Annotated in this window: 22 protein-coding genes and 1 tRNA gene; 11 read left to right on the forward strand and 12 right to left on the reverse strand. The window is 63.7% G+C overall.

Going from position 1 to position 23,460, the window contains the following annotated elements; translation table 11 throughout:
* Positions 1-39 precede the first annotated feature (39 nt).
* Positions 40-1,065, reverse strand: coding sequence for a tripartite tricarboxylate transporter substrate binding protein (locus C380_RS14840; protein WP_015014672.1), 1,026 nt, complete (start codon positions 1,063-1,065; stop codon positions 40-42).
* Between the two features lie 116 nt (positions 1,066-1,181).
* Here C380_RS14840 and C380_RS14845 point away from each other — a divergent pair, with 116 nt between their 5' ends.
* Positions 1,182-2,081: a LysR family transcriptional regulator gene (locus C380_RS14845; protein ID WP_015014673.1), complete on the forward strand. Its 900-nt coding sequence runs from the start codon at positions 1,182-1,184 to the stop codon at positions 2,079-2,081.
* A 157-nt stretch (positions 2,082-2,238) separates the two neighbouring features.
* On the opposite strand, the gene C380_RS14850 is transcribed toward C380_RS14845, so the two are convergent.
* Positions 2,239-2,856, reverse strand: coding sequence for a hypothetical protein (locus tag C380_RS14850; RefSeq protein ID WP_148279975.1), 618 nt, complete (start codon positions 2,854-2,856; stop codon positions 2,239-2,241).
* A 277-nt stretch (positions 2,857-3,133) separates the two neighbouring features.
* Here C380_RS14850 and C380_RS14855 point away from each other — a divergent pair, with 277 nt between their 5' ends.
* Positions 3,134-3,733, forward strand: a complete 600-nt coding sequence (locus C380_RS14855; protein WP_015014675.1) for a lipocalin family protein — start codon at positions 3,134-3,136, stop codon at positions 3,731-3,733.
* Positions 3,734-3,875: 142 nt separating this feature from the next.
* On the opposite strand, the gene C380_RS14860 is transcribed toward C380_RS14855, so the two are convergent.
* From C380_RS14860 to C380_RS14875, 4 genes are read right to left on the reverse strand one after another with little or no spacing between them, the layout of a single operon-like run.
* Positions 3,876-5,510: an ABC transporter ATP-binding protein gene (locus tag C380_RS14860; RefSeq protein WP_015014676.1), complete on the reverse strand. Its 1,635-nt coding sequence runs from the start codon at positions 5,508-5,510 to the stop codon at positions 3,876-3,878.
* 2 nt (positions 5,511-5,512) lie between these two features.
* Positions 5,513-6,568: an ABC transporter permease gene (locus C380_RS14865; RefSeq protein ID WP_015014677.1), complete on the reverse strand. Its 1,056-nt coding sequence runs from the start codon at positions 6,566-6,568 to the stop codon at positions 5,513-5,515.
* A gap of 13 nt (positions 6,569-6,581) precedes the next feature.
* Complete coding sequence (locus C380_RS14870; RefSeq protein WP_015014678.1) at positions 6,582-7,613, reverse strand: microcin C ABC transporter permease YejB; 1,032 nt, start codon at positions 7,611-7,613, stop codon at positions 6,582-6,584.
* 18 nt (positions 7,614-7,631) lie between these two features.
* Complete coding sequence (locus tag C380_RS14875) at positions 7,632-9,458, reverse strand: extracellular solute-binding protein (protein ID WP_015014679.1); 1,827 nt, start codon at positions 9,456-9,458, stop codon at positions 7,632-7,634.
* Positions 9,459-9,562: 104 nt separating this feature from the next.
* Between C380_RS14875 and fabI the strand changes: the two genes are divergently transcribed.
* Both fabI and C380_RS14885 read left to right on the forward strand, forming a co-directional pair.
* The gene (gene fabI / locus C380_RS14880) at positions 9,563-10,363 is read left to right on the forward strand and encodes an enoyl-ACP reductase FabI (RefSeq protein ID WP_015014680.1); all 801 of its coding nucleotides are present in this window, start codon (positions 9,563-9,565) and stop codon (positions 10,361-10,363) included.
* 93 nt (positions 10,364-10,456) lie between these two features.
* Positions 10,457-11,320, forward strand: coding sequence for a DNA ligase (locus tag C380_RS14885; protein WP_015014681.1), 864 nt, complete (start codon positions 10,457-10,459; stop codon positions 11,318-11,320).
* 95 nt (positions 11,321-11,415) lie between these two features.
* Here C380_RS14885 and C380_RS14890 read toward each other — a convergent pair whose 3' ends face one another.
* Together C380_RS14890 and C380_RS14895 are read right to left on the reverse strand one after the other, a co-directional pair.
* Positions 11,416-11,976, reverse strand: coding sequence for a fasciclin domain-containing protein (locus C380_RS14890; protein WP_015014682.1), 561 nt, complete (start codon positions 11,974-11,976; stop codon positions 11,416-11,418).
* Between the two features lie 178 nt (positions 11,977-12,154).
* On the reverse strand, positions 12,155-14,521 hold the full coding sequence (locus C380_RS14895; RefSeq protein ID WP_015014683.1) for an arginine/lysine/ornithine decarboxylase: 2,367 nt from the start codon (positions 14,519-14,521) through the stop codon (positions 12,155-12,157).
* A 146-nt stretch (positions 14,522-14,667) separates the two neighbouring features.
* Here C380_RS14895 and C380_RS14900 point away from each other — a divergent pair, with 146 nt between their 5' ends.
* The 5 genes from C380_RS14900 to C380_RS14920 all read left to right on the forward strand — a co-directional run bounded on the left by C380_RS14900 (position 14,668) and on the right by C380_RS14920 (position 18,148).
* Complete coding sequence (locus C380_RS14900; protein WP_015014684.1) at positions 14,668-15,093, forward strand: NfeD family protein; 426 nt, start codon at positions 14,668-14,670, stop codon at positions 15,091-15,093.
* Positions 15,094-15,134: 41 nt separating this feature from the next.
* Positions 15,135-16,052, forward strand: a complete 918-nt coding sequence (locus C380_RS14905; protein WP_015014685.1) for an SPFH domain-containing protein — start codon at positions 15,135-15,137, stop codon at positions 16,050-16,052.
* Between the two features lie 85 nt (positions 16,053-16,137).
* Positions 16,138-16,227 (forward strand) — tRNA-Ser (locus C380_RS14910).
* Positions 16,228-16,353: 126 nt separating this feature from the next.
* Complete coding sequence (locus tag C380_RS14915; protein ID WP_015014686.1) at positions 16,354-17,598, forward strand: phage integrase; 1,245 nt, start codon at positions 16,354-16,356, stop codon at positions 17,596-17,598.
* Entirely contained in the window at positions 17,585-18,148 is a 564-nt protein-coding gene (locus C380_RS14920; protein ID WP_015014687.1) for a class I SAM-dependent DNA methyltransferase, read from the forward strand. Before C380_RS14915 ends, C380_RS14920 begins: the two co-directional genes overlap by 14 nt.
* 690 nt (positions 18,149-18,838) lie before the next feature.
* On the opposite strand, the gene C380_RS14925 is transcribed toward C380_RS14920, so the two are convergent.
* Entirely contained in the window at positions 18,839-19,423 is a 585-nt protein-coding gene (locus C380_RS14925; protein ID WP_015014688.1) for a recombinase family protein, read from the reverse strand.
* Between the two features lie 573 nt (positions 19,424-19,996).
* Between C380_RS14925 and C380_RS14930 the strand changes: the two genes are divergently transcribed.
* Positions 19,997-20,182 (forward strand): hypothetical protein, encoded by a 186-nt coding sequence (locus C380_RS14930; RefSeq protein ID WP_015014689.1) that lies wholly within the window; start codon positions 19,997-19,999, stop codon positions 20,180-20,182.
* A 186-nt stretch (positions 20,183-20,368) separates the two neighbouring features.
* Entirely contained in the window at positions 20,369-20,707 is a 339-nt protein-coding gene (locus tag C380_RS14935; RefSeq protein WP_085944693.1) for a hypothetical protein, read from the forward strand.
* 144 nt (positions 20,708-20,851) lie between these two features.
* Here the strand turns inward: C380_RS14935 and C380_RS14940 are convergent, their stop codons facing one another.
* Genes C380_RS14940 through C380_RS14950 form a run of 3 tightly spaced genes read right to left on the reverse strand, consistent with a single transcriptional unit; the run spans position 20,852 to position 23,415 of the window.
* Positions 20,852-21,541, reverse strand: coding sequence for a hypothetical protein (locus C380_RS14940; protein WP_043565488.1), 690 nt, complete (start codon positions 21,539-21,541; stop codon positions 20,852-20,854).
* Entirely contained in the window at positions 21,538-22,563 is a 1,026-nt protein-coding gene (locus C380_RS14945; RefSeq protein WP_015014692.1) for an MlaD family protein, read from the reverse strand. Before C380_RS14945 ends, C380_RS14940 begins: the two co-directional genes overlap by 4 nt.
* A 51-nt stretch (positions 22,564-22,614) precedes the next feature.
* On the reverse strand, positions 22,615-23,415 hold the full coding sequence (locus C380_RS14950; protein WP_015014693.1) for an ABC transporter permease: 801 nt from the start codon (positions 23,413-23,415) through the stop codon (positions 22,615-22,617).
* Positions 23,416-23,460: the final 45 nt, after the last annotated feature.

A 23,460-nucleotide genomic window follows, 5' to 3' on the forward strand; every position in this document is an offset into this window, starting at 1 on the left:
GTGGTCATGGCCGTGAGGCGATGTGGAAGGCGAGCCCGCTCACTCTGCAGTGATGCCGCGCTCTTTGATCAGTTTGGCCCACTGGGGCATTTCCTGCTCCAGCCGTGTACGGGCCTGCTCGGGGGTGGAGGGGATGGGGTCGAACCCGTCCTTGGCCATGCGCTCCTTGAGCGCCGCAGTATTGAGGGCCTGGTTCAGCGTGGCGTTGAGCTTGTCGATGATGGGCCGGGGCGTGCCAGCCGGCGCGAACACGATGAACCAGGTTTCGAAGGCGTAGCCCGGCAGGCCTGCCTCGGCAATGGTGGGCACATCGGGCATCAGCGCCGAGCGCTTCGTGCCAGTAACACCCAGGGCGCGCAGCTTGCCGGCCTGCACGTGCGGCTGTGCGGCCGACAGCACCGGGAAGCTCATGGCCACCTGGCCCGATATGGTGTCGATCATGGCCGGGCCGCCGCCACGGTAGGGGATGTGCACGATGGGCGTTCCCGCCACAGCCTTGAACAGCTCGGCCGACATGTGGAAGGTGCTGCCCGGGCCCGCCGAGCCGTAAGAGTATTGCCCTGGCTTGGCCTTGAGCAGTGCGAGCAGCTCCTTGAGGTCCTTGGCCGGCACCGCGTTGTTGACCACCAGCACGTGCTGCGAGCTGGCCACCATGTCGATGGGCGCCAGGTCCTTCAAGGTGTCATATGGCATCTTGGTGGTGAGGGCCGGGTTGATGGCCAGCGACACCGTCTGCAGGCCGATGGTGTAGCCGTCGGGCTGTGCCTTGGCGACCATGTCCACGCCGATGTTGCCGCCCGCGCCGCCCTTGTTCTCGATGAACAGCGAACCACCCAGGGCCTTGCCCCATTCGTCCGTCACCAGGCGCGCCGCGATGTCGGCGCTGCCGCCCGGCGCGTATGGAACCACGAGCTTGATGGCCTTGTTGGGATAACCGGCCGCTTGCGCCAGGGCTGCAGCCGGCGACAGCAGGGCCAGAGCGGCCAGTGCCGCGGCGGCGGCCGCCAGGCGACGGAACGCGCGGTGCGGACGGGACGGGTGGGTGGTGGTGAAAGCAGCGGTCATGGGTTTGTCTCCTGCAGATATTTGTTGTGGATGTGATCTTAGGAGTGATGTTCAAAGCCATAAATACCGTCAAAATTACTTCATTCATAAATTCAAAGCACGAATCAGGCATCTTCATGGACGGTTTTTCGGATCTGCGCTTTTTCGCCCTGCTCATGAAGGAGGGCAGCCTGGCCGCAGCCGCGCAGCAGATGGGCATCACCCCGCCCGCGGTCAGCCGGCGCCTGGCGCAGCTGGAGCACCGCCTGGGCGTGCGCCTGCTGCACCGCACGACCCGGCGCATCCGCCTCACGCCCGAGGGAGAGACCTATCTGCTGGACGGTGCCCGCATCCTCGGCGACCTGGAGGCGCTGGAACGCACGGTGGCTGGCGCACGCAGCTCGCCCCGAGGGCTGATCAAGCTGGCCTCCACGCTGGGCTTCGGCCGCGTGCACATCGCGCCCGCGCTGTCGGCCTTTGCCCGCGCCTACCCCGAGGTGGAGGTCCAGCTGCACCTGACGGACCGCCCCGTGAACCTGGTGGAGCAAGGCTTTGACGCGGCCGTGCGCTTTGGCGACCTGCCGGACTCGCGCCTCACGGCCAGGCGGCTGCTGGCCAACCGGCGCGTGCTGTGCGCATCGCCCGCCTACCTGGCCCAGGCCGGGGAGCCCGAGCAGCCGTCCGACCTGCTGGCCCACCAGTGCATCGTGATCCGCGAGAGCGACGAGACCTATGGCACCTGGCACCTGCACCAGGGCGAGCGGCAGGAGACCGTGAAGGTGCGCGGCATGCTCAGCACCAACGACGGCGCGGCCGCCACCACCTGGGCGCTGGAAGGCCACGGGGTGCTGATGCGCTCCGAATGGGACGTGGCGGCCCACCTGGCTGCGGGCCGCCTGGTGCGCGTGCTGCCGGCTTGGTCGCTGCCCGCCGCCGATGTGACGCTGGTCTACCCCACGCGCAGCGACCTGTCGGCCAAGACGCGGGCGCTGGCTGACTTTCTGCGGGACTGGTTCGCCGCACTGCCGCGCACATGACCGACGACAGGCCCAGCTGCCTTTGCCGATCATCACGTTGACGCGTCACGGCGCCTGCCTGGGTTGCAAGGGCCCGCCGATACCTTCGCTGTATGCCCTGGCACCGTGCAAGCCCATGCCAGGTGCCTCACCCCTCAGGCGAATTTCAGAATGGCGACTACGGCGTCTCCACCAATGTCATGGTGGCGAACGGCAGGTGGTGCATCAGCTCGCGCAGCACCAGCAGCGTGCCGGCAAAGACGGGGTCTTCCGGCAGGCCCTCGTGCGCCGCAGGGCGACCCTCGGCCACAGCGGCGAGCCGATTGAACAGGCGCTCCATGGCCTCCAGCGTCAGCACGCGTTGAGCCCCCGGCGGCACGCCTGCCAAGGTGGCCAGCTCATGCAGGGCTGTATCTGCAGACCATGGGGCCCACCCCTGCCCCTCGGGCAACAAGCCTTGTAGCTGCCGATGGGCCACGTAGACCTCATCCTCCACGACCGCAATGGCGTTTTCCAGCTCCAGGGGGGTGGGCACGGCATGGCGGAAGAACTGGCGTGCTGTGCGCGCGCCGCCCAAGGAAAGGCTCAGCTTCACGGAAGGTTCGGGCGCATCGGCACCCGCCGCCCAGAGCACCTGTTGCGCCCCCAGATGCAAGCCGCTGCTCCATGCGCGGGGCGCTGCATGGCGCCGTGCCTGCAGGTAGCTGCGGGTTGCCGGGTCATCGGCAAGCAGGTCTTGTCGCAGCGCCTGCACCGAGGCCGATGCAGAAGGGGATGAAGAGCTGGAATGGTTCACGAGATTCCTTGACGGCTGGACGGACAAATGCGCCAGGGAGCTGAGGCACCCCGCGATTGCCTTGCTGCACTCTAACCCCGCACGGTTCAGGCAGCACGAGTGACCATTCAAAGGGTACAGAGGGACGTGCCTGCCGCGCGAGGTTCACCGCGCCGCCGACACCACGCGCCAGCGCCTTCCTACACCGGGCATCAGGCGCCGTACCTACAGTCGGTTGCCAGGCAGGCGCTGCAGCCAGCGCCCCTCCCCACAACAACAGCCCTCAGGAGAAACCACCATGCCAGCCATCCACACCACGCCCCGCCGCTCCCCCTGGCCCTGGATCGTGGGTGCAGCCACGTTGATGGGGGTGATGATGTTGTCGGCCTGCTCCACGCCGCGCACACCCGAAGGCGTGCAGCCCGTCTCGGGCTTTGACGTGGGCCGCTACACAGGGCAATGGCACGAGGTGGCCCGCATCGAAAATTCGTTTGAACGCGGCCTGACGCAGGCCACCGCCACCTACAGCCGCAACGCAGACAACACCATCAAGGTGGTGAACCGAGGCTACGACCCGGTGCGCAAGCAGTGGAAGGAAGCGGAGGGCCGCGCAGAGTTTGTGGACAGCCCCGACCGCGCAGCGCTCAAGGTGTCTTTCTTCGGGCCGTTTTACGGCGGCTACAACGTGGTGGCGCTGGATGAGAACTACCAGTGGGCCCTGGTGGTGGGCTCCAGCACCGAGTATGTGTGGGTGCTGTCCCGCACACCCACCCTGCCCTGGCATGTGCGCGAGCACCTGATGGAGCGGGCGCAGGCCCTGGGCGTGGATGTGCGCAAGCTCGTCTGGGCACAGCCCGGCGTGGAGCAACATGCGCGGCGCCCAGCGGTCAGAACCTGATCACCGTACGCAGCATAAGGGGCATGGCCCCATGCATGGTTCACCCACCAAACTGCGCCACGGGACGCGGACGCAAAACATTCAAATTTGATAGCAGCCAGCGCATATTCCACTAGCGCCTGTAGCCCATAGAGCCCAAAAACTATCCGCCAGGCACTGTGGCGGCTGCCACCAAACGTTGGGTGTAGGGATGCTGGGGTGCATCCAGCACTTCTGTCACGCTGCCGCTTTCGAGCACCGCGCCGTCCTTCATCACCAGTACATCGTGCGCCATGGCGCGGATCACGTCCACGTCGTGGGTGATGAGCAGGTAGCTCAGGCCCTTTTCTTTTTGCAGGCGCTGCAGCAGGCCCAGCACCTGCTGCTGGATAGTCACATCGAGCGCGCTGGTGGGCTCGTCGAGCACCAGCACCTGCGGCTGCACGATGAGGGCGCGCGCCACAGCCAGGCGCTGGCGCTGGCCGCCGGAAAATTCATGCGGGTAGCGCTCCAGCAGGCGCGGGTATTGCGCTTCGGCCAGGCCCACCTCGGCCAACACCGCCTCCACGCGCGCACGGCGTTCGGCCACGCTGAGTGAGGGCTCGTGCACCTTTAGGCCCTCGCCCACAATTTCTTCGACCGTGAGGCGGGGGGACAGGGACGAGAACGGGTCCTGAAACACCACCTGCACCCGGCGGCGCAACTGCTGGTTGGTGGGCGTGTTGCGCATGGCGGGCTGCTGCCACGCCTGCCCACCCACCTGCAGTTGTCCCGTCGAGGGCAACAGCCCCAGGATGGCCTGGGCCAGCGTGGACTTGCCCGAGCCGGATTCGCCCACCACGCCCAGCGTCTGACCGGGCAGCAATTGCAAGGTGGCGCCCTGCACCGCCACAAACTCGCCTTTTTTGAACCAGCCCTTGATGCCCGGCAGCGGCGTGGGGTAGACCACGCGCAGGTCTTGCGTCCGCACCACGGGCGCGGTGCCTGCGGGCGGGTCGGCCTCGATCACATCGCGGCGTGGCTGGCTGGCGATCAGACGGCGGGTATAGGCATGCTGGGGTGCGCCGAAGACTTCGGCCACCGGCCCCTGCTCTACCAGCACGCCTTGCTCCATCACCGCCACGCGGTCGGCAAAGCGGCGCACCAGGTTCAGGTCGTGCGTGATCAGCAGCACCGCCATGCCGGTCTGGCGCTGCAGGTCGCTCAGCAGGTCCAGGATCTGGCCGCGCAAGGTCACGTCGAGCGCGGTGGTGGGCTCGTCGGCCAGTAGCAGCTTGGGCGAACTGGCGAGGGCCATGGCGATCATGGCGCGCTGGCGTTGGCCGCCGCTGAGCTGGTGCGGAAAGCTGTTGGCGCGACGCGCGGACTCTGGGATGCCGGTTTGCGCCAGCAGATCGATGGCGGCCTGCGCGCACTGGGCACCGGTGAGGCCTTTCTTGAGCAGCAGGATCTCGGCGATCTGCTGGCCAATTGTCATCAGCGGGTTGAGCGCGGTCATGGGCTCCTGGAACACCATGGCGATGTCGCCCCCGCGCACGCCGCGCATCTCGCGCTCTGTCATCGCCAGCAGGTCGCCCCGCCCCTGCAGCAGGGCCTGGCCGGTGATGGCGGCATTGCCCGCCAGCCGGAGCAGGCTCAACGCGGTGATGGTTTTGCCCGAGCCTGACTCGCCCACCAGCGCCAGCTTTTCGCCCGCGGCCAACGAGAAGTTGACGCCGCGCACCACCTCTTTGGCGCCAAAACGCACATGCAGGTCGTAGACTTCGAGCAGCGCGGGTTTCATGGCCGATGCCGTCATGGTCACAGATCCGCCTTTCTGGGGTCCAGCGCATCGCGCAGCGCATCGCCCATGAAGGTCAGCAGCAACAGAGTGACCACCAGCACGCCGAAGGTGGACAGCGAGATCCACCACGCATCAATGCTGTTCTTGCCCTGGCTCAGTAGTTCCCCCAGCGAGGGCGTGCCCGGCGGTACCCCCAGGCCCAGAAAATCGAGCGAGGTCAGCGCCAGAATCGCGCCGCTCATGCGGAATGGCAAGAAGGTGACCACCGGCGTGAGGCTGTTGGGCAGGATGTGGCGCCAGATGATCTGGCTGTTGCTCACGCCTAGGGCGCGGGCTGCCTTCACGTAGTCGAGCTGGCGGTTGCGCAGGAACTCGGCGCGCACATAGTCCGACAGGCCCATCCAGCCAAACAGGCTCAGCAAGATGAGCAGCAGCGCAATGCTGGGCGCAAACACCGCGCTGAAGATGATGAGCAGGTACAGCTCGGGCATGGAGCCCCAGATCTCGATAAAGCGCTGGAACGCCAGGTCGGTCTTGCCGCCAAAGAAGCCCTGGATGGCCCCTGTGATCACGCCCAGCAACACACCCGTGGTGGTGAGCGCCAGGCCAAACAGCACGCTCACCCGAAAGCCGTACAGCAGCTGTGCCAGCAGATCGCGCCCCCGATCGTCCGTACCCAGCCAGTTGTCGCCCGTGGGGGCCGAGGGGTTGGGAGCCTTGGCAAAGTAGTTGAGCGTGTTGGGGCCGTAGCGGTTGAGGGTGTAAAGCGCCCAGTTGCTGCCGGTGCTCAGCCGCTGCTGGATGAAAGGGTCCAGGTAGTCGGTGGGGGTTTCGAAGTCGCCGCCGAAAGTCTTCTCGGGGTAGTCCTTGAACAGAGGGAAGTAGGTCTGCCCCTCGTAGCGCACGATGAGCGGCTTGTCATTGCTGACCAGCTCGGCGCACAGGCTCACCAGCACCAGGGCGCAGAAGATCAGCAGGCTCCAGTACCCCAGGCGGTTGCGCTTGAAGCGCAGCCAGGCACGGCGGGACGGGGAGAGTGAAATGGGGGTAGCAGCAGGACTCATCGGGGCCATCGGTGCGTTCGGGCTAGTCAAACTTCACGCGCGGGTCCACCCACACATAACAAAGGTCGCTGATGAGCTTGGTGACCAGCCCGATCAGCGTGAACAAATACAGCGTGCCCAGCACCACCGGGTAGTCGCGCCGGATCACGCTCTCGTAGCTGAGCAGGCCCAGGCCGTCGAGCGAGAACAGGGTTTCGATGAGCAGCGAACCTGCAAAGAACGCGCCGATGAAGGCAGCGGGAAACCCGGTGATGATGGGGATGAGCGCATTGCGGAACACATGCTTCCACAGCACCTGGCGCTCGCTCAGGCCCTTGGCGCGGGCCGTGAGCACATACTGCTTGCGGATCTCTTCGAGGAACGCGTTCTTGGTCAGCATGGCCGTCACGGCAAAGCTGCCCAGCACCATGGCGATCACGGGCAGCGTGATGTGCCACAGATAGTCCACGATGCGCGCGCCCCAGCCCAGTTCGTCCCAGTTGGCCGACGTGAGCCCCCGCAGCGGAAACCACTGCAGCTGCCCGCCAAAGATCACCAAGAGCGCCACGCCCAGCACAAAGCCGGGGATGGCGTAGCCCAGCAAGATGAGCAGCGTGGTCACCAGGTCAAACCGCGACCCGGCCCGCACCGCCTTGGCCACGCCCAGCGGCACGGCGACTAGGTAGCTGATGAAGAAGGTCCAGAGGCCCAGGCTGATGGAAACCGGCAGCTTCTCTGCCACCAGTTGCCACACGTCCTTGTTCTGGAAAAAGCTCTTGCCCAGATCAAAACGCGCGAACTGGCCCAGCATCTGGATGAAGCGTTCATGCGCCGGCTTGTCAAAGCCGTACAGGGCCTTGATCTGCTCCAGCCGCTTGGGGTCCACGCCCTGAGCGCCCCGGTAGCTCAGGCCACCGCCTTCGGCACCTCCGCCGCCCACGCCGGCCTTGGCCTCGGCCATGTACTGCTCCACGGGGCCGCCCGGCACGAACTGGATCACCACAAAGGTCAGCAGCAACACGCCCAGCAGGGTGGGCAGCATCAGCAACACGCGTTTGAGGATGTAGGCAAACATGGGTGGGCTGGCGGGTGGTTATTTCTTGTCGGGCGCGGTCTGCGGTGGAATGCGTGCCCACCAGGTGTCGATGACCCAGCTTTCACCGCTGGAGTACGGTGGCACCGTGGCGGGCTTGGCCAGGCGCCAGGCGTTGTACGCCATGCGATGGGTGCCGGCCGTCCACTGCGGAATCAGGTAATGGCTGTGCGCAATGATGCGCTCCAGCGCATGGCAGGCAGGCAGCAGTTGCGCCTCGGTTTTGGCAGAGGTCATGGCCTTGATCATGGCGTCCACCGCCGGGTTCTTGACACCCGCGAAGTTGCCGGAGTCTTCCGTGTCGGCGGCCTGGCTGCCAAACATGTCGGCAAACTCCTGGCCGGGGTTGTTGGTGCCCTGGAAGGCAATCGTGGTGATGTCAAAGTCGAACTTCTGGAGGCGCTGCTGGTACAGCGCAAAGTCCACCGAGCGGAAGCGCAGCGTGACGCCGATCTTTTCGAGATTGCGGATCCAGGGGGTGATGGTGCGCACGCCGCCTTCGTTGCTGTCCATGTACTCCAGCACCATGGCCTCGCCCTTCGCGTTGCGCAGGGCGCCATAGCGCACCTCCCAGCCCGCCTCTTTGAGCAGTGCCTGCGCGCGCCGCAGGTTGGCCCGCAGTGACGAATCGCCGTCGGTGCGCGGGGGCACGGTCATGGGACCGAAGGCGGCCGCAGGAATGTCTTTGCGATAGGGGTCCATCAGCGCAAGCTCTTCGGGCGACGGGCTGCCCCTGGTTTCGCAGGCGGTGTTACCAAACAGGCCGTTCACACGCTGGTAGGCGCCGTAGAACATCTGGCGGTTCATCCACTCGTAGTCCATCGCCAGGCCCAGGGCCTCCCGCACCCGCGCGTCCTGCAGCAGCGGGCGGCGGGTGTTGAGCACGTAGCTCTGAAAGCCCGACGGCAGCTTGTGCTTGAACTCGCCCTTGACCAGCTCGCCGGTGTCGAACTTTTTGCCCGTGACGCGGCGGGCCCAGTCGCCCGCGCTGAAGAACCGCATCAGGTCGAACTCGCCCGCTTTCAGCGCCTCCAGCCGCGCGGTGTTGTCCTTGTAGATCTTGACCAGGATGCGGTCGAAGTTGGCCGTGCCCTTGCGCACGTTGAGGTCGCGTGCCCAGTACTGGGGGTCGCGCACATAGGTGATGTCCTTGCCGAAGCGCACGGGCCCGATCTTGTAGGGGCCGCTGCCGATGGGGATGTCCATCACCACCTGGTCAAAGGGCTTGGCCTTGCCGTTTTCCACGCCCCAGTCGCGGCTGAACACCGGCAAGCCGCCCACGGTGATGGGAAGCTCGCGGTTGGGTTGCTTGAAGCGGTAGCGCACGGTGCGGTCGTTGATCACATCCACGCCCGCCACTTCGATCAGCAAGGTCTTGTAAGAGGGTGAGGTGAAGGGGCCCACCAGCGTTTCGTAGCTGTGCTTCACGTCCTGGGCCAGCACCGGTTTACCGTTGTGAAAGCGCGCCTCAGGCCGCAGCCGGAAGGTGGCCGTCAGTCCATCGGGGGCGACCTCCACATCTTCGGCCAACAGGCCATAGCCGGTTGCGGTCTCGTCCATGGAGCCCACCAGCAGCGAGTCGAACATCAGCGACGACAGGTAGGCCGGTGCGTTGCCCTTGATGGTGAACGGGTTGTATTTGTCAAAGGTGGACGTGCGCAAGTTGCTGACCAGCCGCAACTCACCGCCCTTGGGGGCCTCGGGATTCACATAGTCGAAATGCGCAAAGCCCGCCGGATAGCGCGGCGCGCCCCACAAGGCATACGCATGTGCTGCCCACGCTGGAACAGCACTCCCCATCAGCAACAAAGCCAGCCAAAACCGCATGCGACAATTCTGCACTACGTTCGCAGGGGCTTGCAGCCAAAGCCGCATATCCACATGCACCGGGCGCCAAGCCTGCATTCCGCTATTCCACAAGGAGATTTCACATGGGTTTTCTGACCGGCAAGAAGCTGCTCATCACGGGCGTGCTGTCCAACCGCTCCATCGCCTACGGCATTGCCAAGGCCTGCCACGAGCAAGGTGCCGAGCTGGCGTTCAGCTACGTGGGCGAGCGCTTCAAGGACCGCATCACCGACTTTGCAGCCGAGTTCAACTCCAAGCTGGTGTTTGACTGCGACGTGGCCAGCGACGAGCAGATCGCGCGCATGTTTGCAGACCTGTCGCAGACTTGGCCGAAGTTTGACGGCTTTGTGCACAGCATCGGCTTTGCACCGCGCGAGGCCATTGCGGGCAACTTTCTGGACGGCCTGAGCCGCGAAGGCTTCCGCATTGCCCACGACATCAGCGCCTACAGCTTCCCGGCCATGGCCAAGGCCGCCCTGCCCTACCTGAACGACAAGTCGTCGCTGCTGACCCTGAGCTACCTGGGCGCGCTGCGCTCCATCCCCAACTACAACACCATGGGCCTGGCCAAGGCCAGCCTGGAGGCCAGCGTGCGCTACCTGGCCGAGGCCGTGGGCCGCACCGAAGACGGCCGCAGCATCCGGGCCAACGGCATCAGTGCCGGCCCCATCAAGACCCTGGCTGCCAGCGGCATCAAGGACTTTGGCAAGCTGCTGAGCCGTGTGGCCGACGCCTCGCCCCTGCGCCGCAATGTGACGATTGAAGACGTGGGCAATGTGGCGGCCTTCCTGCTGTCGGACCTGGCATCGGGCATGACGGCCGAGATCACCTACGTGGACGGCGGCTTCAGCCAGACCGCTGGCCTGAGCGCCGACCAGGTGTAATCCGCCAAGCGGGCTCACCGCATTTTTGAACCAAACAGGCTTCTAGCGCTGATAGAAAATGCGCTAGAAGCTATTTTTTTGATAGCAAATCGAATGCTCCGCAGACACTGCCTGGCTTGGCTGGGCCTCGCGCCCCTGGCCGCACTGACCACCCCCCAGGCCTGGGCCGCCGACGCACCCGCCCTGTTGCTGGCCAACGTGTACCGCCCCGGCATGCGCCTCGCGGACTACTGGGTGAGCGAAAAATACGACGGCGTGCGCGGCTACTGGGACGGCCACACGCTGCGCACGCGGGGTGGAGAGACCGTGACGGCCCCGGCATGGTTCACCGCCGGCTGGCCCGACACGCCCATGGACGGCGAGCTGTGGGCAGGACGCGGCCGGTTCAGCCACGCCCAGTCCACCGTACGCCAGCAGCAGCCGGACGATGCCGCCTGGCGCGAGATGCGCTTCATGGTGTTTGACCTGCCTGCGCACGGCGGCACGTTTGACCAGCGTCTGCCCGAATTGAACAAGCTCGTAGAGTCGCTGGACCAGCCATGGGTGCAGGCGGTGCCCCAGCAGCGCGTAGCCAGCGACGCCGCTTTGCAAAAGCTGCTGCTGCGCACAGTGCGCGCAGGTGGCGAGGGGCTGATGCTTCACCGGGGCGCATCGATGTACCGCGCAGGGCGCAGTGACGACCTCATCAAGGTCAAGACCCACGAAGACGCCGAGGCCAAGGTGGTCGCCCATCTGCCTGGCCAGGGCCGCCACGCCGGGCGGCTGGGTGCGCTGGTGGTGGAGATGCCTTCGGGCCAGCGGTTTCGACTGGGCGCAGGGTTGACCGACGCGGAGCGCGACCACCCGCCGCCGGTGGGCAGCTGGGTGACGTACCGCTTCAGAGGCACCCACGACAGCGGCGTGCCACGCTTCGCGAGTTTTGTGCGGGTGCGAGACGACATGCCGCCCACCCGCTGACGGGGCCACCGCAAACCCGAGCTGATTTCGACGAGGTGGCGATACGCGAGCTGAGCGCGGCAGCGCATGCCGCCTCGCTCCTATCCGTTGCCCAATCAGTTGGGCAACAACACCTTGTCCACGACGTGGATCACGCCGTTGGACTGGTACACGTCGGCAATCGTCACCGTCGCCGTACCGCCCTTTTCGTCCGTCACCATGACGGCATTGCCGCTGGCCTTGGCGGTGAGTGTTCCGCCCGCCACCGTCTTGAGGCTGGCCATGCCTTTGCCATCGGCAATCATCTTCGACAGCGCGGCAGCGTCGTACTTGCCTGCGACCACGTGGTAGGTGAGCACCTTGGTCAATGTGGGCTTGCTCTCGGGCTTGAGCAGCGTGTCCACCGTGCCGGCGGGCAGTGCGGCAAATGCCGCATTGGTGGGCGCAAACACCGTGAACGGACCGGGGCCCTTGAGCGTCTCCACCAGGCCCGCCGCCTTGACCGCAGCCACCAAGGTGGTGTGATCCTTGGAGTTCACAGCGTTGTCGATGATGTCCTTGCTGGCCAGCATGGGCGCGCCACCCACCATGACCTGCGCCATGGCAGGCATTGCAGCAGCTGCCATGGCAGCGGTCAGAGCGATGGTGGCCAAGCGGGCGTTGAATCGAAGGGTCATGAAGATCTCCTGAGGGGGTTGTGAAGACAGTCACCGCATGAGAATCACGCGGCTGATAGTCAATACGACCTCAACACCACAACGGATTCAAGCGCATAAAAAATCGCTCCACCAGCCAAGCCGGGGGAGCGATTTTTGAGGGGCTGGTGCACCCAAGCACCAGCGCGAAGACCAGCGCTTACACGTTGCGTCCGTACGGGCCGTCGTCGCCCACCTGCACCAGGTTCTTGGCAGTTGCCAGCGGCTTGGGGTTCTTGCCGGCCTTGCCTTGCTCTGCCACGCAGTCGGCGTAATAGCGCACCTGGCCGTTCTCGTCTTCCACCTCGACCAGGCCGTGGATATCGGTCTCGAAACCGGGGCACAGCTTGGCGAATTCGCGGGCGAACTTGAGGTAGTCCACGATCTTCTTGTTGAACACTTCGCCCGGAATCAGCAGCGGAATGCCCGGCGGGTACGGCGTGACCAAGCCCACGGTGATGCGGCCTTCCAGGTGGTCGATCTCCACACGCTCTGTGGTGCGGTGCGCGATGTGCGCGTACGCGTCCGAGGGCTTCATGGCGGGCGTGAGGTCCGACAGATACATCTCGGTGGTCAGGCGCGCGATGTCGTACTTGGCGTACATCTCATGCACGTGCTGGCACAGGTCCTTGAGGCCCATGCGCTCGTAGCGCTTGTGCTGCTGGCAGAACTCCGGAAGGATGCGCCACATGGGCTGGTTCTTCTCGTAGTCGTCCTTGAACTGCTGCAGCGCCGTGAGCAGCGTGTTCCAGCGGCCCTTGGTAATGCCGATGGTGAACATGATGAAGAAGCTGTACAGGCCCGTCTTCTCCACCACCACGCCGTGCTCGGCGAGGTACTTGGTCACGATGGACGCAGGGATACCGGTCTTGTCGAACTTGCCGTCCAGACTCAGGCCAGGCGTGACGATGGTGGACTTGATCGGGTCCAGCATGTTGAAGCCGTCGGCGAGCTGGCCGAATCCGTGCCACTTGCTGCCCTTCTTGCTCTTGCTGTCGCTGCGGATGATCCAGTCTTCCGCCCGGCCAATACCTTCGTCGGTGAGCTTTTCAGGGCCCCAGACCTTGAACCACCAGTCGTTCTTTCCGAACTCTTCCTCCACCTGGCGCATGGCGCGGCGGAAGTCCAGCGCCTCCAGGATGCTTTCTTCCACCAGCGCGGTGCCACCGGGCGGCTCCATCATGGCGGCGGCCACATCGCAGCTGGCGATGATGCTGTACTGAGGGCTGGTGCTGGTGTGCATCAGGTACGCCTCGTTGAACAGGTGGCGGTCGAGCTTGGTGGTCTGCGAGTCCTGCACCAGCACATGCGATGCCTGGCTGATGCCGGCCAGCAGCTTGTGGATGGACTGCGTGGCGTAGGTCACGGAATGCTTGGGGCGCGTGCGCTTCTTGCCCATGGCGTGGTAGCTGCCATAGAACGGGTGGAACGCGGCGTGCGGCAGCCAGGCCTCGTCAAAGTGCAGGTTGTCGACATAGCCGTCGAGCATGCCCTTGATGGTCTCGGTGTTGTACAGAACACCGTCATAGGTCGATTGCGTGAGGGTCAGCACGCGTGGCTTGACCTTCTTGGCGTCCACGCCCTTGAGCAAGGGGTTGGCCTTGATCTTGGCCTCGATGGCCTTGGGCTCGAACTCGCTTTGCGGAATCGGACCGATGATGCCGAAATGGTTGCGCGTGGGCTTCATGAACACCGGGATGGCGCCGGTCATGATGATGCTGTGCAGGATGGACTTGTGGCAGTTGCGGTCCACCACCACCACGTCGCCAGGGGCCACGGTGTGGTGCCACACCATCTTGTTGGACGTGGACGTGCCGTTGGTCACGAAGAAGCAGTGGTCGGCATTGAAGATGCGTGCCGCATTGCGCTCCGATTCCCCAATGGCGCCGTTGTGGTCCAGCAGCTGGCCCAGTTCTTCCACCGCGTTGCACACGTCGGCGCGCAGCATGTTTTCGCCATAGAACTGGTGGTACATCTGACCCACGGGGCTTTTCAAGAAGGCCACGCCGCCCGAGTGGCCGGGGCAGTGCCAGCTGTACGAGCCGTCTTCGGCGTAGTCCAGCAGCGCCTTGAAGAACGGGGGCTGCACACTTTCGAGGTAGCTCTTGGCTTCGCGAATGATGTGGCGCGCCACAAATTCGGGGGTGTCCTCGAACATGTGGATGAAGCCGTGCAGCTCGCGCAGGATGTCGTTGGGCAGGTGGCGGCTGGTCTTGGTCTCACCATGCACATAGATGGGCACATCGGCGTTCTTGCGGCGCACTTCGCCAATGAAGTTGCGCAGGCTCAGCACGATGGGGTCCAGCCCCTCGCCCACCGTGAACTCTTCATCGTCGATGGACAGAATGAAAGCGCTGGCCCGGCTTTGCTGCTGGGCAAACTGCGACAGATCGCCATAGCTGGTGACACCAACCACTTCGAAGCCCTCGGCCTCGATGGCCTGCGCGAGCGCACGAATGCCAAGCCCCGAGGTGTTCTCGGAACGGTAGTCTTCATCGATGATGATGATGGGAAAGCGAAACTTCATGCGCAGCCTCCAGGGAGCCGTGGCCTGCCCGGCCAAAAAACGAAATAGGCGCGAAGTGTAAGGAATAACGTTGACGCGCCTTTGAACTGCCATTCTTTTGACCCAGAATGTGGTGCAACAAACACAACCACACGAGGAGGTTCGACATGGAGGCATCCACCATCTGGTGGCTGGCAGCGGGGGCCGTGGTCGTGGCAGAGCTGCTGACCGGCACGTTCTATTTGCTGATGGTGGCCCTGGGCCTGGTAGCCGCCGCCCTGGCCGCCCATCTGGGCCTGGCATCCGCGCTGCAGATAGTGTCGGCCGCTATCGTGGGCGGCGGGGCTGTCGTGGCCTGCTACCTGGTGCGCAAAAAGCGACCTGGCGACCCGTCGGCACGCGCGGACCGCAGCGTGAACATGGATGTGGGCGAAACCATCCTCATCGAGAGCTGGAGCCCCGACGGCACCACCACCGTGAAGTACCGGGGCGCCCAATGGACGGCCATCCACCGCCCCGGGGTCACCCCCTCGACCGGCATGCACCGGGTCGCCGAACTGGTGGGCAACCGCCTGCTGGTGGACCCGCTGTAAGCACTGCAAATCCTTCACCGAACCGTCAAGAAAGGCTTCTCATGGAAATTGCCATCGTCCTCCTGATCATTGCCGTGATCTTCATCGCCCGCTCGGTCAAGGTCGTGCCCCAGCAAAATGCATGGGTGAAAGAACGCCTGGGCAAATACGCGGGTACGCTGACCCCGGGCCTGAACTTTCTGATTCCGTTCGTGGACAAGGTCGCCTATAAGCACAGCCTGAAGGAAATTCCGCTCGACGTGCCCAGCCAGGTGTGCATTACGCGCGACAACACGCAGTTGCAGGTGGACGGCATCCTGTACTTTCAGGTCACCGACCCGATGCGCGCCAGCTACGGCTCCAGCAACTACATCATGGCTGTGACGCAGTTGGCGCAGACCTCGCTGCGCTCGGTCATCGGCAAGCTGGAGCTGGACAAAACCTTTGAGGAGCGCGACATCATCAACGCGCAGGTGGTGCAGGCCATCGACGAAGCCGCCCTGAACTGGGGTGTGAAGGTGCTGCGCTACGAAATCAAGGACCTCACCCCACCCAAGGAAATCCTGCACGCCATGCAGGCCCAGATTACGGCGGAGCGGGAGAAACGCGCACTGATCGCCGCGTCTGAGGGGCGTCGCCAGGAGCAGATCAACATCGCCACCGGCGAGCGTGAGGCCTTCATTGCCCGCTCCGAGGGCGAAAAACAGGCGGTCATCAACAAGGCCCAGGGCGAGGCCGAATCCATCAAGGCCGTGGCCGAAGCCAACGCCCAGGCCATCGAACGCGTGGCAGCCGCCATCCGCCAGCCCGGCGGCGAACAGGCCGTGCAGCTCAAGGTGGCCGAAAGAGCCGTGGATGCCTACAGCCAGGTCGCGTCGGATGCCACCACCACCCTCATCGTGCCCAGCAACATGACCGAGGTGTCAGCGCTGATCGGCTCGGCCATGAAGATGGTGCAGACATCCCAAAAGGCAGGCTGACGGCGCATCGGTCAGCGGAAATTTTCAGGCGATACCGACCTCTGACCGGAATGCCCTCAATCCTGTGGCTATAATCGAGGGCTTCGGAGAGGTGGATGAGCGGTTTAAGTCGCACGCCTGGAAAGCGTGTGTGGGCTAATCCCCACCGCGGGTTCGAATCCCGCCCTCTCCGCCATATTCAACATCGGCCCCTTGTGGGCCGTTGTTTTTTAAGGGTTTTTTGCGAATCAGGCACTTGCGGTAGGTCGTCATGGGAACAAAGCTGGGAACAACCGGCACAAGTACACCTCACGACAGCGACATGGCCTACCCGCCTGGAATGGAGCTACATGGCTCCAAATGGCGCATCAAGAAGCGGGTTCCGCAAGACCTGCTGCGCAAGCACCCTGACCTCTACCCCTCCCAGTTCCTAACGCTCAAGACCGACGAGAGCGACCGCCGCGCTGCGGCCTCAAGGGCTTGGGTGTGGCTGGGAACACTGGAAGAAGAATTCACCAGGGTTCGGGAGACTGGCTCCAAGTTCAAACGCGTACTCCCCCCAGGGGCCGCTGACGAGATCATTCATGCGGCCATTCGTAGCGCACTCAGCGCAGATGAAGAGAGCCGCCAGAGTGGGTTAGACGACTTCATGTTCGAGCGCCTTGATTCGTCCATAGCAGCGCGTCGAGAACGGGAAAAGCGTGTCATCGCCAGAGGCCAAATTGACGCGGAGGCAGAGGATATGGCCCATGAGTGGCTCCTGGCCTCTGGGTACGACCTGGATCGGTCGTCCACGGAGTTCAAGCAGTTCGCCGTCGAGTTCTTCAGAAGGACGCAGCGGGCTACTCAAACCATGCAATCACGGTCAGAGGGGGAATGGGTCGAAACACCGCCTGCACTGCCTACCGTCACACAGAAGCCCGAAGTACCGAGACTGTCGCGGGTGATTGAGTACTTCATTTCCAAGCAGGACTCCTCAGTCCCGATGTTCAAGAAGTACCGCCCCGCCCTTGACCTCTTCCTAGAGTTCATGGGAGATCGCCCGGTCGATCAGATCAGGCAGATGGACATCGAGAACTATTTCGACCTCTTATGTAAGCTGCCGCCACGCTGGTTTGACGAGAAGCGAATTCGCAAGGCCACCGCGCAAGAACTGGCGGCATTGGAGTGGGACAAGTGCATCTCCTACAAGACCTTCAAGGACGGCTACCTTGCGGCATTTCGACCGTTCCTCAGCGCCTCTATCCGCACGTTCCGTGACCAGGGTTTCCCTGCCGCCCTCACCGTGGAGGGCATCAAGTACACGGGTGACCGGAAGGAGCGTGACCATGCGCAGCGTCCCTTCAAGCAGAGCGAACTGGAGCGGCTGTTCTGCGGCGCCGAGTACCAGCAATTTGCAGCTGATCCAACGCAGCACCATTGCTACTGGCTCCCGCTGATCGGCTTGTACACCGGGGCACGAATTAACGAGGTGTGCCAGCTGAACCCGCAGTGCGACATACGCCAGGAGCATGGCATTTGGGTGTTCGACATCACGGAGGCTTCGGAATCAGATGCGCGTGCTTAATGGCCTGGGGGAGATCGAGGGAGATGCCTTCGGGAAGATTTACGAATACTTCCTGGGCAAGTTTGCGATGGCTGAGGGGCAGAAGGGTGGCGTGTTCTACACCCCATCCAGCATCGTCAAGCTGATCGTGGAAATCATCGAGCCGTACCACGGGAAGATTTTCGATCCCGCCTGTGGATCGGGGGGGATGTTCGTGCAGAGCGCGGAGTTCGTTGGCCGTCACCAGAAGCGGGCAGCCGAGGAACTGACGGTCTTCGGAACCGAGAAGGCCAACGACACGGTGAAGTTGGCAAAGATGAACCTCGCCGTGCATGGCCTGTCTGGTGACATCCGGGAGTCCAACACCTACTACGAAGACCCCCACAAGGCTCTTGGCAAGTTTGACTTTGTCATGGCGAATCCGCCGTTCAACGTCTCAGGCGTGGACAAGGAGCGGTTGAGTGACGATCCCAGGTTCTCCTACGGCATTCCCAGCACCGACAACGCCAACTTCCGTTACCACTGCCGTGGTTCCTGGAAGTTCATCGGAAGATGGATTCAGCTTTTCTGACGCAAGGTCTTGATCGCGACCAGTGACCAGGATGGTCTGTACCACCAGGGCGGTCGGTGACTTAGTCAGTGTTGGTAGGAGTGACCAGAATGAATCACATCACCAGCATCCCTTCAGCCATGCATTCAGTCTGGTCTTCCGTGACCACTGGTGTGGTGCATGGAAGTTCACTGAAGATCAACTGAAGTAGTCCCATGAGTGCAGATCACTATGGTTCTATCAAGGATGATTTCATCGAGGGAGACAACTAAGTATTCACCTAGCTGTTTCCCTTAGATTCCTCCGCATCCACCGATGAGCCAAGTTCCCCACCTTTGGGGGTGGTGATCAAGGGTACCGACCTCATCCAGGGTGCATCACTTCCTGAACCGTCTTGGTGGATGTTCAGCTCACTCCGGTGGGTCGTCCACCCAGTGAAGGGTGAATGACCAGCGATCCAGAGCAGTCCTGTCCACGGTACTTAACATCGTTGGTACGGAGGCAGAAGTCGTCGGTTTTCACCTGAGCCGCTCCCTTGAGTTCCTCCGGGGAGACTTGCATCTCCTCCAGGACTGCGGGCAATCTGCAAGTGGTTGATTTCATTGGATTTTTCACTTGGACTCTCTGGGGATTCTCAAGGTGAAAAACCACGCCAGAACCCGTGATAAGTGACTGGACACTCCAACCCTTCACCACCCCTTATAGGGGCCTCTATGAGGCTGCCAAGGCCCTTCCTGAGCACCCCTGGAATGCCCTTTTGACCGAGGCCGTGGAGATACCGAAGTGTTCTGCTGTGGCCTTGATGCTGGCGCTGTTGACCTGTCGCCACTGACGCACTTCATCGTCGTTGATCACCTTCTCCCGGCCCAGATTCTTGCCCTCGGCTCTCGCCCTCTCGATCCCTGCCATCTGACGGGTTTTGATGTTCTCCCGTTCCAGTTCGGCCACCGCCGCCAGCATGGTGAGCATGAACTTGCCAGCAGGGGTGGCGAGGTCGAAACCCTCACGCATCGAGACCACCGAGACCTTCTTGGCCTGGAGGAACTCCACCGTGTTGAGTACGTCGATGGTGTTCCTACCCAGTCGATCAATGGCAACCACCACCACGGTGTCACCCTCACGCACATAGGCCAGCAAGTCCCTCATAGCGGGTCGCTGAGAGGCTGGGATGCTGCCAGACACCCCTTCCTCCACGAACCACTTGGAGACGTTGTAGCGGGCTTCTATAGCCCTGCGTTGGTTCTCGGTGGTTTGCTCATCGGTGCTGACCCGGACGTAAGCGATGACTGAGGACATGGGCATTGGCTCCTGTTTGATATGGATCACAAGGTATGGCTCATATCGTATGGGGTGACTCAATGAAAGTCAACAGCAATGATCCACTTGATCCGGGCGGGTTGATGGGTAGCTCACAGGGAGAGGCTTTTGAGCCAAGGTGGGCTACCCCCTGATGGACAAAGCCAGTCGCTTCTGGGCTGCATCGCGCTCAAATTGCCGCATGTTCACGTGGTCACGGTCAGGCTCCAGTTCTTTCTTCTCGGTTCAGGCGCCAAAGCCTTGAACCCTATCCGGCGGGGAGGACACGAGTGGGTTGCTCCAATGGCCTCACTCGCAGCAGGTCCACAGTGCGCTCCCGCCGCCGGTGAGCGGGCCTCTTCACCGCAAATTCCCCAGGTTGGGCGGAGCAGAAGGTTTCTGGATTCTTTGTAAAGGCAACAGCCCGTAACAGTTGCCCATAGACACCCGGTATCGCACTTGTCTTACACGCGGAACTGCGGCACTTTGCTGAAATCCTAGCCAGCAGCCATTGAGGTTGCCCTGGGAGGTCATTGCGGCCCCTCACCCCTTTTTGCTGAAAAGGACTTCATCATGAAACGCCATTCCTTACCGCCGGGAGCGCGCGCGCTGGTCGCGTTCATCGGCACCGTGGTGCTGGCAGTGCTGGCGGCGGTGTCGTTGTTGATGCCGGACGTGGCCGTGCAGTCTGTGGACTCGATGTCGAACGGGCTCACGGGGCTGGATCAGATCTTGTCCACCAGCTTTCTGGACCACTGAGCGCCGGAGCGAGCCGGCATCGTTGGCGCTGCGCTGCAGCGTGTGTGGGTCCAAAGAGCAACACAGTAGCAAAAAGCATAGCATCGGAGTACCATTCGGCGCTGCACACCGGTAGTTTTCGGTGGCATTCTGGAATGGAGGACGATCGTGACCACACGTTTTCGCATCTCTGCAAACCGTTTTTCCTTGATTCATTACCCAAAATTCTGGGGATCGATTGCGCTGCTGGCCGTTTTGGCTGGCTGCTCCAGCCCCCGCGACAACGCCCTGGATGAGTTCTCGCGCTGGTATGACGGTGCCAGGGCCCAGGCGCAGGCAGGGGCCATGAGCTGGAGCGAGCTTTACAAGCAAAGCTTTGACCGCCTGACCGCCCTGCCCCCTTCGCTGCAGCAGGACACGCGCCTTGAAAACACCGTGCTGCTGCTGTCTGTAGCCCGCAAGCTGGAGTCCAACGAAATCAGCCCCCAGCAGTTCGCCATGGAGCGGGACGACATCGAGACCCAATTGCAGGCTCGCTTGCGTTGATAGAAGCGGCTGCTACCAGCGGCGACCAGAGCCCTGCTACGGGCCCAAAGTCACTGCGAGCACGCCTGTTGAAGCAGCCACTTTGACGGCGCCTCGCTCCCGGTATCCAATGCCTTACCCATCGCCCCCGCGTGGCGTGACTGGCTAACGGGGCAAGCCCGCCGACTGCTCCACCACCCTCACGCGGCGGCGCAAGGCTTCGGCAGCAGCTGTGTCTTCAGCGGCTTCAGCCCGTTGCACCTGTAGCAGCAACCACGCCATCAGCGGCCTGCGCCAGCCCTGTGCCGACGCGGTATCGGTGGCTGCGGCGATGACTGCGGGGCTGGCCTTCCCTGTCTGCAACAAGACGCCCGCCGCCACCAGGCGTGAAAGAGGGTCGGCAATGCCCGCCAAGCTGGTAGCGTTGCCTGCCGTGGCGACGGCACGCTGTGCGGGTGGCAACAGAGCCACCTGACCGGCTTGAACGCGGCCCGCCAGATAGTCGGCGTAGGCCTGCTCGGGCGCTGCGGCATCGGCCCGCAAGGCCTCAAAACGCTCGCAGGGTTCGGTGACGAGACTCGCCACCTGGGCCGCACAGCGCATCAGCTCCAGGCGGGCGAGCAGATCGGGGCGGCCCGTGCGCGCCACTTCGGCGCGAGCGCGGTCCCATTCGAGCTTTTCCACGCGCGCATTGCCAGACAAGTAGGCCTCGATGGCCTTCTGAGCCGCGCCCTGGGCGTTCATCTGCCAGTCAGGCACTGGGGGTTGGCTGGAACACGCAGCCAACGCGAAGGCGCAGCCGATGGACAGGAGCCGCAACGCAGCCCGCAAACGAGGTGCAGCAGAGGGTTTCATGGCAGCTTCAGCTCCGTGTCGCGTGCAAAGGGCCATTTGCGGTTGATCTCGTTGACCAGGCTTTCCACCTTGCGCAGATTGCTCTCAACCTCAGCCCGCAGCGCGCCCAGGTCCGTCGTAGCTTCGCGGGCATTGGCACCGATGGCCTGGGCCTCCACCAGTACCGCGTCCACCTTCTTCAGGCTGGTGCGGGTGTCGGTCAGCAAGCCGTTGAGCTGTGCCACGGTGGCGCGCACCTCGGGCACCAGCGCGTCCTTGTTGCCCTCGCTGCCAAACACCTGTTTATCGGCGCGGGCGGCCATGCCGTCCAAGCGCGCCAGCAGCGCGTTGGTGCGCTCCAGCGTGGCCACGATCTTTTTCGCATCGGTTTCGTTGCCCATCAGCACGCCCAAGGCACCGCCCGGGCCATTGAGCCGCTCGGTGAGGGCCTTGACGTTGGTCAGGGTGCTGCCCAGCGCGGCGTCGGGCGACGTGAGGGCGTTCAGGTTGGTCAGCAGCTCGCGTGCGGTGGCCATGAGCTGCGGGATCTCCGCCGTCGCGTCGCCGCGCAACACGGGCCGCACGGCGCCATCGGGCAGCGCCGGGTCGGTTGGGATGCCGGAGTACGCCCGGATGTTGGTGCCCCCCACCAGACCGCGCACCAGCGTGAAAACGCTGGACTCGCGCAGCCAGTGTGCGTCCTTGCGGGGCACGTCCACCAGGATGCGGGCATTGCCCGATTCGGCCAGCTCGATGCGCCGCACGCGGCCAATGGGAAAGCCCGAGAAGGTCATGTCCATGCCCACCACCACGCCTTCGGAGTCATCGGCCGTCAGCACCAGCGTCTGCGTGGGCTCGAAAGCGCCCCGCGCATACAGCAGGTACAGGCCCGAACCCACGATGAGGGCCAGGGTGAACAGCAGCAGCGCTGCAGCCTTGAGTTCCAGATAGGCCACCGGGCGCAGGGTCTCGACCGGGGGAATGCCAGCCCCGGCGGGAGGTGCAGCGGGGCCTTGCGACGGCTTGGGAGAGTGGTCGTTCATGTCGTGGGGTTGTGCGGGGGGGGTGCGAGTGGGTGCGACTGGCGCAGGCCGTCAGTAGTAGTTGCCCATGAGCGAGGCCACCTCGATCAGCAGCAGCACGGCAAACATGCGGGCCAGGCCGCCCAGTTCCGAGTCGGGCTGGGTGCGTTCGCCGCTGTCATACAGCCCGGCAGCCATGGGGATCAGCGCCACGGCCAGGCTGAAGAACAGGGTCTTGAGCACAAACACCATGGTCACGCTGGGCGAAAACACCTGTCCGAACATGCGCGTGTAGCTCGGCAGCCCCGCCATATTGAAGCCGTACACCCCCAGGTACGCCAGCACCAGCGCCACCACGCAACTGAGCGCAGCCAGCGTGACGCAGGCAAACACCCCGGCAATCACGCGGGGCAGCAGTTCGATGCGCACCGGATCAGAGCCCTGGCGGCGCAGCGCCTCGAACCGGCCCGTGAGCCGCAGGTGAGCCAGTTGCGAGCCGTTGGGAATGGTGCAGCGCATGGCCACAAACAAGGCGGCCGTGAGCGGGATGAGCTCCAGCACCAGCACGCGGATCACCATCTCCAGCGCATAGCGCGACAACCCGTAGCTCAGCGCCGTGACCACCACAATGCGCGTGAGCACCAGGCTGATGAGCGCCGCCAGCACCGTGAAGCCCAGCAGCACAGGCGCCGTGTCCAGGTACAGGTGCCGGGCCAGCGCGCGGCGGGTGCCCTTGCCGTAGCTGGACGGCGACAACACCAGCACCAGCACCACCGCGCCCAGATACAGGATGCGCCACCAGGCCACCGCCCAGCGCCGCGCCGTGTTCCACACACGTTCGGGCAGGGAGAGGCCGGGAAGGCGCGAGATCATGGGCGGATCATAGCGGGGGCATGCGCCAGGGCAGCCCATGGCAGG

Source organism: Acidovorax sp. KKS102 (assembly GCF_000302535.1).
Taxonomy (GTDB): domain Bacteria; phylum Pseudomonadota; class Gammaproteobacteria; order Burkholderiales; family Burkholderiaceae_C; genus Acidovorax.